This is a genomic window from Gracilibacillus caseinilyticus (genome assembly GCF_022919115.1).
GTDB lineage: Bacteria > Bacillota > Bacilli > Bacillales > Amphibacillaceae > Gracilibacillus > Gracilibacillus caseinilyticus.
On the sequence record NZ_CP095072.1, the window covers coordinates 564,131 to 577,533 of the forward strand.

At 38.6% G+C, this 13,403-nt stretch carries 13 protein-coding genes; 4 read left to right on the plus strand and 9 right to left on the minus strand.

The genetic code is table 11. From position 1 onward, the window contains the following. Positions 1 to 7 precede the first annotated feature (7 nt). From MUN88_RS02680 to MUN88_RS02715, 8 genes are all read right to left on the minus strand, one after another. The gene (locus MUN88_RS02680; RefSeq protein ID WP_244720545.1) at positions 8 to 649 is read right to left on the minus strand and encodes an ABC transporter permease; all 642 of its coding nucleotides are present in this window, start codon (positions 647 to 649) and stop codon (positions 8 to 10) included. Then, positions 649 to 1,767: an ABC transporter ATP-binding protein gene (locus tag MUN88_RS02685; protein ID WP_244720547.1), complete on the minus strand. Its 1,119-nt coding sequence runs from the start codon at positions 1,765 to 1,767 to the stop codon at positions 649 to 651. Before MUN88_RS02685 ends, MUN88_RS02680 begins: the two co-directional genes overlap by 1 nt. A gap of 74 nt (positions 1,768 to 1,841) precedes the next feature. After that, positions 1,842 to 2,549, minus strand: a complete 708-nt coding sequence (locus MUN88_RS02690; RefSeq protein WP_244720549.1) for a TetR/AcrR family transcriptional regulator — start codon at positions 2,547 to 2,549, stop codon at positions 1,842 to 1,844. 112 nt (positions 2,550 to 2,661) lie between these two features. Further along, a complete protein-coding gene (locus MUN88_RS02695) occupies positions 2,662 to 4,101 on the minus strand; it encodes a HAMP domain-containing sensor histidine kinase (protein WP_244720551.1) in 1,440 nt (479 codons plus the stop codon). Then, the gene (locus tag MUN88_RS02700) at positions 4,085 to 4,765 is read right to left on the minus strand and encodes a response regulator transcription factor (protein ID WP_244720553.1); all 681 of its coding nucleotides are present in this window, start codon (positions 4,763 to 4,765) and stop codon (positions 4,085 to 4,087) included. The genes MUN88_RS02695 and MUN88_RS02700 overlap by 17 nt, the downstream gene beginning before the upstream one ends. Before the next feature lie 132 nt (positions 4,766 to 4,897). Then, entirely contained in the window at positions 4,898 to 7,141 is a 2,244-nt protein-coding gene (locus tag MUN88_RS02705) for a carbohydrate-binding domain-containing protein (RefSeq protein WP_244720555.1), read from the minus strand. A gap of 15 nt (positions 7,142 to 7,156) precedes the next feature. Further along, positions 7,157 to 7,885, minus strand: a complete 729-nt coding sequence (locus MUN88_RS02710; RefSeq protein ID WP_244720557.1) for a DUF4956 domain-containing protein — start codon at positions 7,883 to 7,885, stop codon at positions 7,157 to 7,159. 18 nt (positions 7,886 to 7,903) lie between these two features. Beyond that, complete coding sequence (locus MUN88_RS02715) at positions 7,904 to 8,605, minus strand: polyphosphate polymerase domain-containing protein (RefSeq protein WP_244720558.1); 702 nt, start codon at positions 8,603 to 8,605, stop codon at positions 7,904 to 7,906. Positions 8,606 to 8,902: 297 nt separating this feature from the next. Here MUN88_RS02715 and MUN88_RS02720 point away from each other — a divergent pair, with 297 nt between their 5' ends. Then, entirely contained in the window at positions 8,903 to 9,163 is a 261-nt protein-coding gene (locus MUN88_RS02720; protein WP_244720560.1) for a CD3324 family protein, read from the plus strand. Positions 9,164 to 9,254: 91 nt separating this feature from the next. Continuing rightward, on the plus strand, positions 9,255 to 9,893 hold the full coding sequence (locus MUN88_RS02725) for a FusB/FusC family EF-G-binding protein (RefSeq protein ID WP_244720563.1): 639 nt from the start codon (positions 9,255 to 9,257) through the stop codon (positions 9,891 to 9,893). 28 nt (positions 9,894 to 9,921) lie between these two features. On the opposite strand, the gene MUN88_RS02730 is transcribed toward MUN88_RS02725, so the two are convergent. Beyond that, positions 9,922 to 10,575: a reverse transcriptase-like protein gene (locus MUN88_RS02730; RefSeq protein ID WP_244720565.1), complete on the minus strand. Its 654-nt coding sequence runs from the start codon at positions 10,573 to 10,575 to the stop codon at positions 9,922 to 9,924. A gap of 75 nt (positions 10,576 to 10,650) precedes the next feature. Here MUN88_RS02730 and MUN88_RS02735 point away from each other — a divergent pair, with 75 nt between their 5' ends. Both MUN88_RS02735 and MUN88_RS02740 read left to right on the plus strand, forming a co-directional pair. After that, positions 10,651 to 11,277 (plus strand): LysE family transporter, encoded by a 627-nt coding sequence (locus MUN88_RS02735; RefSeq protein WP_369809935.1) that lies wholly within the window; start codon positions 10,651 to 10,653, stop codon positions 11,275 to 11,277. 46 nt (positions 11,278 to 11,323) lie between these two features. Next, entirely contained in the window at positions 11,324 to 12,646 is a 1,323-nt protein-coding gene (locus MUN88_RS02740; RefSeq protein ID WP_244720571.1) for an amino acid permease, read from the plus strand. Positions 12,647 to 13,403: the final 757 nt, after the last annotated feature.

Consider the following 13,403-nt stretch of genomic DNA (forward strand, 5'->3'; position numbering starts at 1 on the left):
CTCTCCTTCAAGCTTTTGTATATTTTTTCTCGAATTTATTGAAAACTAAATCAAGTAATAACGCGATCACTATTGCTAGAATTGTTCCGGTAAGAATCATATTCGTGTCGTTATAGCCAATACCAGCTAAAATTAAGTCACCTAAGCCACCTGCTCCTATTAAAGCAGCAAGTGTGGTCCAGCTAATGATATAGACAGTTGTCACTCGAATACCGGACATTACATACGGCATTGCTGCGGGTAATTCAACTTTAAACAAGCGGCCAAAAGTACTAAAACCCATCCCCTTTGCAGCTTCTGATATACTGGGATCTATTGATTTAATTCCGGTATACGTATTGCGTAATAACGGCAATAATGAATATAAAAACAATGCCGCTACCGCTGGTTTAAAGCCAATGCCAAGTAGTGGTATCATAATCGCTAATAATGCTACAGTCGGAATCGTTTGGAAAACGTTAGCGATATTGAAGATAACTGATTTCACTTTTTCATTTTGCATTTTTGTCATATAAATTGCTAATGGAATCGTAACAACAATCGACAGCACCATTACCACAAAAGCAATCACTAAATGCTCAATCGTGTAAGTAAAAACAGACGCATACTTTTCCTGCCAAAACTCGATGTACTCTGTAATGAATTCCACTATTGTCCACCACACTTCAATTGATAGAAGCTTTGTAATGTGTGTAGCAATTGCTCACGTTCGATAACGCCTATCAATTTATTGTCTTTTGAAACAACAGCTAATGTCTCATATTTTTCAAAAAGGTTATCCGCGATCAGTTGTTCACTACCCGTTCTATCAACAATTGATTGGCGATTAGAATCAAGCAGTTCGTTAATCGTTTTATCCTGCTGATTGATTGCAGAAAATAGACCGAGCATCCCAACATATTGCTGGTCTTCATTAATAACAGCAACTTCTGTCAAATACTGCTTCATCATTTGATCGATCGCTTCCTTTAATGAATCCGTTTGATTAACGGTAAAATACTGTTTGGTCATTAACTGTTCAATAGAAGGTAACGCACTTCCCAGTCGTTCTGCACCAATAAATTCTTCTACGAAATCATTAGCAGGATTCGACAAAATTTCTTGTGGTGATCCCTTTTGTACGACATGTCCGCTTTTCATTATAATAATTTGATCAGCTATCTTAATCGCTTCATCCATATCGTGTGTAACAAAAATGATTGTTTTATTAATTTCTTTTTGCAAACGAACTAATTCTTCTTGTAATTGTTCACGACTGATTGGATCTAATGCACTAAATGGCTCATCCATTAGAATCGTGGAAGGTTCTGCAGCTAACGCTCTAATAACACCAATACGTTGTTGCTGTCCACCACTTAACTCTGCAGGATAACGATCACGATAAACTTCAGGTTCTAAATTAACCATCCTTAGTAAATCATCGACTTTTTGCTTGATCTTTTGCTTATCCCATTTTAAAAGCTTTGGCACTGTTGCCACATTGTCATAGATCGTCATATGCGGAAATAAGCCAATGTTTTGAATGACATAGCCCATTTGACGGCGCAGTTCTATCGGATTAATTTGCTTAATATCCTTTCCATCTATTAATATTTGACCATCCGTGTAATCTGTCAGCCGATTTAATAATTTCATTGTCGTAGTTTTTCCACAACCGCTTGGGCCGATCAATACGTTGATTTTTCCCTCTTCAAAAGTCAGGTTAATGTCTTTTAAAGCTTGAAACCCATCATCATAAACTTTATGAATTCGATTTAGTTGTATCACATAAGCTCTCCTTTCAAAACTTGCATGATCAAATTCATTAGATGAACATGTTCATCTAATGAGCAAAAAAATAATCATGTATCAATTTTGCTATAGGACACATTGATTTCGTTGCGCTTCTCTGGTTTTATCACTTTCATAACACTTTCATAGACGTAGTACAGTGTCATTTGCATTGCTTCTTCTTGAGAATAATTTCGACGTTTATTAATAATAGTATTCATCATACCTTTCCAAATTAATAAAGTCATATCTGAAATCATTTCAATATCGTCCTCTTCAATAAATTTCTCTTCCACTGCTGGCTGAATAAAAAGTGCACTCCGCTTAGCAAAATTATGCTCCATGATGATATCTTTCACTTCATCTTGCAAGCCAATCAAATCATTTTGATAAATTTGATAATAATGCTCTAATAATTCCTCTGGTATAGAACCTAAATTATCCATAAAGATTACGGAGTAAATTTTTGGTTGAGCAAATGAATGCTTACAGAAACATTCCCAACTAAACAGCCACTTCTCTACCGTATTATTGCCTTTGTCTAAATAGGTTGGAAGTTCTTCTAAATAATCAGACATGAATCGCATTGCAGCAAAAAACTTTAAATGTGATAAGTCTTTAAAATAATTGTAAGCAGTTGAACTAGTAAAACCGGCCTTATTAGCAATTTTCCGAATCGTGAAATGGTCAATTCCGTCTTCTTCAATTACTTCTGTTGCAGCATCTAAGAAATAACGCCACATACGAGCACGTTGGATTTCTTTCCGATTGTCAACCATCCCTTCACTCCCTTTACATACCTGATCTAAGCATCAATTAATGAACAAGTTCTTTTCATGAACATGTTCATATTATCATACTAATTTACAAAAGTAAAACCCAGCTAACCAATTAATTAGCTGGGTCCTGCTTTGAAACCGGTAATATCATTCGAAACGTTGTACTTGTATTATTACTCTCAACAAGCTGCAGATCACCATTCAATACGTTTGCGATCATTTTACTAAAAGGTAATCCAAGTCCCAATCCACCGACTTTAAATTTTTTGTTAGTACCTCTATAGAATCGCTCAAATATATAGGACTGTTCTTCACTTTGAATACCTACACCACTATCTGTTACATCGATCAGCACTTTATTCTCCTCAATATGAAGCTTCACTTTAATAGTTCCTGTTGCCACCATCGCTTGTGATGCATTATTCAATAAGTTAGTTAAAATCTGTTGCACACGGACCGGATCAGCTTCCACCATCCAATCATCTGCCAACCATTCTGTTTCAACTGTAAGACTCTCTGACTTTTGCGTCTTCGTCCACAAATCCAATGCATCTTTCACTATATCATTGATTAAATACGTTTCCAATGTTACTGGTACAGCATTAGCAGCGAATTTATTAAATGCCAGCAAATCCTCTACCATTGTTTTCATTTTATCCGTTTCTTTAATTGACATTTTCAAAAACTCTTTCGCTTCTTGCTCATCCACTACCCCATCATCAATTGCCCGCAGCAAACCACTTATCGACGTAACCGGCGTTTTTAATTCATGCGATACACCAGCTAATAATTCTGTTCGAAGTGCTTCTAAATGCTCTAGCTTCTGGGTCATTTCTTGGAATGATTGAATCAGGTCAGCTATTTCTTCTTCTTTTGCCTGATTAGAAAAATGTACTTGATAATTGCCATTTTCAACCTGTTTTGCAGCTTTTGCCACTTCTTTGATCGGTTTGGATAATCTGCCTGACAAGAAATAGATAGCCCCCCAGCCCAATAATAACAGGCTGATAATCATAATGGTTAATTGACCGTATTCCTGATTTACTTGTGACAAATTCGATTTTGTCTCCACGTAAATGACCCAGCCAATCTGTGATTCATCTCTCTCAATTGGTTTTTTTACAATATATACATCGCCAAGATCTTCACTATCAGAAGAAATCAGCTGAATCGTTTCTTCATCATCTATGATGGACTGACTAATCGTCTGACCGTTGGAGTTTGGTGGTAAATTGCTGTTTTCAATCCCACCATCATTATCTGTTACGTATATAGTAGGGTTACTCTCAATGTTCATAAATCGACCAGGATCATCGAGCAGACGATGCATTTCAAATTCCGGAGGCAGCGTGCCACTATCGCTCATATTCGCAATTCGGCTTGCTGTTTCTTCTGCCATAAATTCCATTATATTTAACCGGTTATCTAATGTTGTATGACGAATCCACATCGCCGAAATAATCGCAATAACAGCAAGACCAATCACAAGTGTGACCAGGTAACGTGTTGTCCAGTAACGCTGAAGTGATACTTTCTTATGTTTGGTAAACACTGAATTGATAACCTACCCCTCTTAATGTTTTGATTTCTCCTTCTGCTGTTGACCAATCCTGTAACAATTTCCTAATTCGTTTGATCGACAAATCGACGGCACGATCACTGCCTTCATAATCCCATCCCCATACTTGTTCAATCAATTGATCTCGTGTAAAGGTTTTGTTCGGATTTCCAGATAAAAATAAAAATAAGGCAAGATCCCGTGGTGTCAACTCCACTTCCTTGTCATGAAGTAAAATTCGGTGTGCTTCATGATCGATATGCAAATGACCGAATTTTTTAATAGAAGATGTTTCACCATCTGTCCGTCGTAATACAGCTTTCACTCTGGCAATGACTTCATCGCCGATAAACGGCTTGGCAATATAGTCATCAGCCCCTCCGTTCAGACCGTCTAATCGGTAATTGACATCACCAAGTGCTGTTAACATGATGACAGGGCATTTGCTAATTTCCCTGATTTCGTTTAATATTTGCCAGCCATCCTTACCAGGAAGCATCACATCGAGAAGCACTAAATCTGGCCGCCAACTATCAAATTCATCCATTGCTACTGAGCCATCCATTACTATTTTTGTTTGAAAATCAACCTTCTGCAAATAAGCATTGAGCACTTTACTTATCGCTAGTTCATCTTCGACAATTAGAATTTTACTCATGCGTACTCAACTCCGCTTTTTTCTAGATCTTTCCTTTATCATATCACATTCCATCTATCTGTTTGTAACAAGAAATGAGAGCTATCCCACCCGTAGTGAGATAGCTCTGACTGATGGAACCCCTTTAGAAGGTTATTGTGTCGATTCACTCTGTTCCTGCTGTTGCTGTGTTCCTTGTGTTCCATTCTGATTTTGTCCCCATTCTTTGCCTTGACCCTGACCTTGTCCACCTCCAGGTCCAAACATTTCACCAGTCTGTTCTGTTTCACCAGATTCATTTAAATACATCATCGCACTGTTTAAGGTGAATTCAACGATTTTGGTTCCACCTTCAGCCGTTGCCTCTTCCGCATAACCATCTGTTACGTCACCTGTTAACTCCCCACCGGTATAGATGGTATAAGCTTCATCTTGCTTGAGGTCTGGTGAACTGATCACTACTGTTTGGAACTGTTTTTCAGGAGTGACCGCTGTGACAACATCACCATTACTGTCTGTCACATATACCGTTGTATTGGCTTCCAACATTTCAGGGAATGTCATTAAGATGCTGTTCTGTGGAGAGTCTTCTGACACACCTTGAGCCATACCACTGCTTCCTGTTGCAATTAGCGTTCCACCTTCTACTGTAAAGGCAGAGTTATAATCTAATGCACCATTACCAGAATTTGTCGGACCATAAACGAGTACGGTACCGCCCGTCATTGTTGCAGAAGTGTTGGAATCAAGACCATCTCCATCTGCATTGACATAAATGTAGCCACCTTCAATCAATAATTGTCCTTCTTCCTCTGTTTCATCGGTTTGCTCGGTATCCGTGGTCTGCTCTGTAGTTTGACCTTGATTTTTTCCAAACATACCCATTTCATCTGTTCCACCATTTACATTAAAGCCATCATCGGCTGTTGTCAGATGAATGGTACCATCTGAAATGATAATATCCTGCGATTCAATACCTTCATAACTTTTGTCAACTTGGACATTTCCGCCATTAATAGCTAATGATTCATCCGCATGCACTGCATCATCACCTGTATTGATTGAGATATCTCCATTAATAATGGTCAACTCTTTATCACTGTGAAGGGCATCATCATTCGAATCAATCGAAATCGTACCACCAGCAATCATTACGCTATTGACAGCTTTTATCCCTTTTGTACTCGGTATGTCTTCTTCAGATTCTGTGCTTTCTGTACTTTCCGCATTGGTTCCTTGTTGTTGTTCTTCGGTATTCTGAGCTTGTTCTGGCGTTTGTTGTGCGGAATCCTGCGTCTGTGTCTGTGAATCTCCACTTTGTTGTGATTCAGTATTTGTTGCTTGCTCAGGTGGTGCCACTTGGCCGTTATCAGATGGTGCTTGTCCTTCTTCAAACTGCGGCACCTCACCTTCTTGAGCACCTTCCGGAGGTGTTAGTGTTTCTCCTGTAACTCCTTCACCACTTGGCATTTGGCCTTGCATACCGCCTTGGCCACCCATTCCACCGCCAAATTCTTCAGTCGCTTCAATCGTTTCTGGACTTCCTCCACCAGCGACAATATTATATTCACCATCTAATACAGTTACGGTATTTTCAGAAGCTATACCATCTCCCTCTGCATCGACAGTTAGTTTACCACTTTCTAATACGATGTTTGCTTTGTCTGCACCTTCATCATTCGATGACTTCACACCATCACCGCCAGCATCCACTGTAATTGACGCGTCTTTCATCGCAAAGAGATCTCTACCTACAATACCATCATCGACAGCTGTAATATGGATCGCTGCTCCAATCACTTTGAGATCATCATTACCGGTGATACCATCATTAAAATTACCATTTACCGTTAGTTGACCTGTACCATTAATGGTTAGGTCATCCTTACTGTAGATCGCTGCCTTAGGCTCATCTGAATCCTCATCTTCATACACATATTCGGATGCGTCCGTTAACGTGTTCTCTGTTCCGTCTTCAACAGAAAACACTGTTTTGTCTGCTTGTTTCACAAAAATTGGCGCAGTCGTTGTCGATGTTAAGGACACACCGTTCAATATAATTCTTACTGTCCCTTGATCCTCCGCATCCACAATCAACTGACTGTCACTAGCATCCCCTTCTAATACATAAGTTCCACTAGTATGGATGTTGACGGTGTTGTCACTCACCACAACACCACTATTGTCATCCTCAACAAATGCACTTTGATCACTGAATTCAATGAATGTAGCATCTGATTCAGACCAATCTGCATATACGTCTTCTGTATCATAATCAACCGTCGTTTCGGCCGATTCTACAATTTCTGTTTTATTCGATTCGTTACTGCATCCAGCAATAACGAATACGAGTGTCAGGATCAATGGAAATACAAGTTTTCTTTTATTGATACCCATACTTATCCTCCTTCTTTATGCTGTGAAATTGCCATCATAGCTTAGCATTACAGCTGAACGAACCCCATTTATCTCAGAAATACTAGATGTAATCTCTGAATCATTTTCTTTCACACGAATCTCGTATGTTACTTCCACTTCATTGTCTTGCATAACAGATTTAGATTTAAGTACATATTTCTTAACATGACTTCCAATTACTTGCTCTACTGTTTTTCCTACTGCATTCTGATTGAACTTGACTACTAATAAATACGGATTTTCTACTTTGATTTTATTAGAGAATAGTGCGATAACCACACCAATTAACACGGAGCCAATAACTGCCAACAAAATGAATCCTGCGCCGCTTAGAATACCGGCAATAACGGACCAGAATAAAAATACTAAATCCATCGGGTCTTTAATCGGTGTACGGAAACGAACGATAGACAATGCACCGACCATACCTAGTGATAATAGTACGTTCTGGCTGATTCCCATGATTACCAGAGAAGTTGCCATCGTCATGACTACTAATGAAATGTTGAATGAGTGCGAATAAATGACACCCTTAAATGTTTTCTTATAGACGAAGTAAATAAACAATCCGACTAAGAAGGAAATACCCATTCCCAGTAACAAATCGACGATCGAAAAGGATGCCGTGTTTTCTAAAAAGCTCGATTTAAATATATCGGAAAAATTCGTTGTTGTAGATGTAGTGGCTGATGTTGCAGTTGCTGTTGCTGTTGTGAAAATCATTTTTTTCTCTCCTATTCTTTAGCTATACATTCTGCTTAATTGATATTTGGAATATGCTTCTTGTCTTGTATCTGACAATTGAAGCAAATGTTTAATGACATCAGGTAAATATTCATCATATTTCACCTCTAAAATGACTGTGTCAGGTTCTAATACATCGACCATTGGTAAATCAGTTCGGAACATGTTCGTATTGTGCATGCTTGTCTGTACCTTTAAATCAAAGGTCACGCGCACATTACCGAAAGGATAAATATAAGGTTCTCTGATATAGTCGACCACCGACATTGGTTTCAGCTGACGATAGTGCATTTCGAAATATAAGTCCCGGATTAAAGGTCTTTCATCTTCCTCCATCCAAGCAATTTCACCTTTACACATTTTTTCATATTCTTGTCTGCTAATTTCACATTTGGATTTATACGTAAGATTGTTTCTCTTACTCTTTCTTTCTAAATTGACAATATGATCGCTTTTCCCATAAATTCTTATACGGTATTTATCTCGATTTAAATAGCCCTCTTTTTTCTCATTTAATACTTTATTATCAAAATTATCGAAATAAGTGGAGCGAATCATATATTTTCCGTCTGCTCCAGCATTCGGATCTCTCCTCATGAAATGTGTTAATTTCAATCTTAGTACTTGGTATTCTGCCACCGCTATAGCATGCTTTAATTCTTGTCTTCCCATCGGATTAAATGATGTATGAATTGGCATGTTGTCGCCCTCCTTCCTGGTACATTCATCATCTTACACGGCGAATATGTCAGGTAGATGTCAAGAAAATGTATTGTAAATTTTTTTGAAAAAAGGTACGCAAAAGGGCCTCCAGTCGGGTATAATTATAATGAGTGGAGGTGTTACGAAATGGCAATAACGTGTATGTTGCCTGGATTCCTGCCAACCCATGCAAAGCTGGACAATTAAGGCGATACTTTGTATGGGTAAGGTTCAATCGCCTTACTTACGCCAGTTTTGCCCTTAGCGACACTATATCTAAGGAGCTGGCTGAAAATGAGAACAAAAGCGCAGGAACTGTTACCTGATGAATTATTACAAGCAATACAGGTATATATTCAAGGAGAAACATTATATATTCCTATGAAAGATCAACGACACAAATGGGGATCACGTTCAGGAAACCGTGCCTATTATGAACAGCGAAATAAACAAATTCGAATGGACTTTACGCGTGGAAAATCCTTGATGCATTTATCGGAATGCTATTGCTTATCAGTAGAGACCATTAAAAAAATTGTATATAAAAAAATGTAAGCAACATGGCAAGAATGAGTGTACATCATTCTTGCCATATTTTTTTGCTTCCTTTTTGTTATACTATTAATTGTTGAAGGAGGGATTGACTTTGGAAAGTTTTCTATATCCAGATCAATATCATCATATCGAACAACAACTCTATCGATCTGTATCTGCTCATGCGATCTCGATTGATCAAGATGTGATCCAGGCCGTTCAGGAGATGGCGCAAGAAGAAATAGAGCGCACGGTTCGATTGGCGTCACCAGAACAAAAACAACTTCTCGCAAACTTATCTGCTATTCAAGATCAAGAAGATATGCAACGTTTTTTACAGCAATTGAAGCAACATGTGATTCCATTTCCTCTTGTTAGTGACAAGCAACTGGAAAAAGCATTCCCTAAAATAAAGAAACTGCACACTCCAGATATCGATCAGCTTGACCGTAAGGAAATGGTATATTGGCGTTGGGTAGATAAAGGATCAGGAAAGACTTGCATGCTGATACCAAAGGAAGGGAAATTTACCGGTATCGAAGGATATCAGGAATTATCACAGCAAAAGGGTGTCTGCTCGATTTGTAACGGCCTCGAGGAAGTATCCTTATTTACCGTCAAGAAGAAAGGACAAATGCGTGGAATGTATTCTAAAAAAGGAAATTACATTTGTAAGGACCCTGACATATGTAACAAAAATATAACCAATATAGAATACTTATATGCATTTGTAGACAAACTAAACGCTTGAATCTTACTTATTCAAGCGTTGTTGTCTATTACACTTCGATTGTACTATTGGTCTCGACACCATCTAAAGCTTTTGCAGCTAACTTGTGTGCTTCATTATTCTCTTTTCGAGGAATACTTTGATAGACTGGATCGATCCCCATTTGGTTAAGTTTCCATTCAATTTTGTCCGCCCAGCGATTCAGCGTTTCTTCCATACAAGGCCATTCGCCTGCCAGCTGATGGATAACTACCTTTGAATCCCCTTTAAACGTGACAGGCAAATCATGTACACCTAACTCCTCCAGCAGTTCAAGACATTGGTATAAGGAAGCGTATTCTGCTTCGTTGTTTGTATTGATTTCCTCTAGGAACTTGCTGAAACGCTGGCGATACGCTTTGCCATTCTGGTGATAATATACCACACAACCTAATCCTGCTTTATACTGAGCAAGTTCAAATCCTCCATCGAAAAAGACCGTAATATCATGAGGTTCGGTCACAATTTCTTCTGTATAGGCAAGTAATTGTTTCTCACTCCAACGATTCCCTCGATAATCAACAAACATGAGCGACTCTATTCGTTGCCATTTCTCCATATCTGCCGCAACCATTAACGCCTCTTTTGCATGAAGCTGTTCCGAATAAAAGCTTGCTTTCGTGCCTTTTGGTGTCCTGTATGTCCATTCCATTGTTACTTGCATTAATTATCTCTCCTTTTCATTCATATATGGGTCCTTACTCCAATAAAATAGTACAAGCTATCTTTTCATATAGGAGTGAACAATTTGAGCCTTTTTTTCAGTTATTTATTGTTAGGTGTATCCTTAGCAGCTCCAATTGGTCCGGTTAATGCGGCACAGTTTAATCAAGGCATAAAAAATGGATTTCTGCATGCCTGGATACTAGGAATCGGATCTATTCTAGCCGAATTATGCTTTATTATTGCCATCTATTTCGGTATGGTTCATTTACTTGAAACCCCATTTGCAAAAACCTTTCTTTGGTTATTTGGTTCCTTTGTTTTATTATACACGGGGCTCGAGAGTATCATGTCCTCTCATCAATTAGATGGACAAGCGGAAAGACATTCCTTGCGGAAAACATTTACCACAGGTTTCCTCTTATCGATTAGTAATCCTTTATCGATTTTGTTTTGGCTCGGTATATACGGTTCAGTACTTGCCGATACGATGGAAAAATACCAGACAGAGCAAATATTGTGGTGCAGCACTGCTATCGTCATTGGTATTATGTCGTGGGATCTCCTGATGGCGATTGTCTCCAGCGGTTCACGTAAAGTACTGCCGGGAAAAACGTTGACCCTTATCTCCATTGTAACAGGATTATCCCTGATAGGATTCGGTATTTATTTTGGTTATCAAGCACTCATCGTTATATTTTAGATCATCTTACCTCATACTAAACATATTTAGTTAAGGGGTATGCAAAATGAAGAATTCAACGAATCAAATTACATGGTGGCAACTAGTATTTACAGGACTGGGCTGTACAATAGGAACTGGTTTCTTTCTCGGATCAGGTATCGGGTTGCAATTAACAGGACCATCGATTGTGTTCTCTTTTCTTATTGCAACCGCTTGTACATATATCGTCTTTCATTGTTTAGCATCGATGTCAGCAGCAGACCCGCAAGCTGGATCCTTTTGTTATTATGCGGAAAAAGCCTTCGGTAAATGGGCTGGCTTCAGTTGTGGTTGGAATTATTGGATATCCAGTATTTTAATAATGGGAAGCCAATTGATTGGGCTAGCGCTATTAACGAAAGAATGGTTTCCCAAGATAGAGTTATGGATATTTGCTGCCGGTTATGCTGTGTTAGCAATTGCCGTTATTCTTCTTGGCACAAGGGGTTTTGATCGCATAGAAGATATACTGGCAGTAATAAAAACAGCCGCAATCGTGATCTTTATTATTTTGGCTATCTTTGTAATTGCCGGCGGATTTTCGGAAGTCAATTCGACTGTTGCTATCCCTGCTGAAAATTGGTTTTCCAATGGCATGATCGGTTTCTGGAGCTCCTTAATCTATGCGCTCTACGCATTTGGCGGAATCGAAGTGATTGGATTGATGACAATCCGCTTAAAGAAGCAAGAAGATGCTCCAAAAACAGGACAAGTGATGCTTGGTATTCTTGCTGTTCTTTATCCGCTATCACTTTTACTTGCTGTCTGGCTCCTTCCCGTCAGCCAATTTCGAATAGATGAAAGTCCGTTTGTTACCGTATTATCAGCGTACGTATGGAGTATTTTCCCTACACTTTTTAATGGAGCAATCATAATAGCAGGCTTCTCGACACTGACAGCTGCTTTATTCGGTGTGGTTACATTGCTCGTAACAATGGCAGAGGATAGCGATGCGCCACGCCTATTCGCAAAAAAGGCAAAAGCATTTAAACAGTTGCCGCTTCCTTCTCTATTACTTGCTACTGTCGGTCTTGTTGCATCCGTGATTACTGCACTCCTGCTTCCCGATCGTATTTACGAGTATATAACCACCGCTGCCGGCATCATGCTATTAGGAAATTGGACATTTATTATTCTGTCTGCCTGGCGTCTGTTACCGAAGACAAACATAACCAAAAAGGGCATCTATTTTGTTGGCCTTCTATTCATATGTTTAGCAGTTACAGGTACATTACTTGATCAATCAATACGACCTGGATTTTGGATCTGCCTCTTGTTCAGTGCCCTGATCGTAATCACGACTGTCTTTATCCAAAAAAAATGGAATAAACAAGAAAATCGGGCATAAATCCGCTCAGTCCTAACTAACGTAAGTATATATACAACTACCTATAATATGGATTACGCCTAGCTCAATCGGGCTTTCCATTATATGAAATGAGCATGAAACAATAGTCACTTGTGGAAGTATTTATTAATAGTAAACAGTGTGATGGAGTTGTGGCAGGTGTTTTCACGGGATATTTATCGGACATTTTAATGCTTCTCGACCTCGGTTTTGTCCGATTGAGCAGCACTATACGATTAAATAAATCTCTCACTAAATCTGGCTTTTTCCTTTGCTCCATTAGAAATCACTTTGTATCGCGGATTATATGCTTTCTTATCTGATTAAAAAACTCTGCATTCGCCTCGTCTTTTAGCGAGTGCCATCGTTTTTCTTATACTTGGTACACTCTATATTTTCACTACGTCGAGCTCCTTCATTGCTAAAATTTTATGCTTTCTTAACGTACAAATAAAAAGTGTACAATATTGTGTACACTTTTTTTCGTTAGAATAATCAAACAACTCAATTTCTTTAGCAAATTTATTTGCAATGAGAGCTCTTTGTTCAGCTGTATAATAGGCACGATATGGTCGTTTGTCTTTTCTGTAATCGCCTTTTGCATTAGGCAGTCACCCATCAAAAGGAATACCAATTGTGTCACAAATTTCTGCTAAATTCTCTTGCAAATGTTCAAAGCGGCCAATTTTATCAACACATAACTTCATCATTAATCGTATACATCGGAAAATTAAAAGCTGCCTGATGATGTTGATTT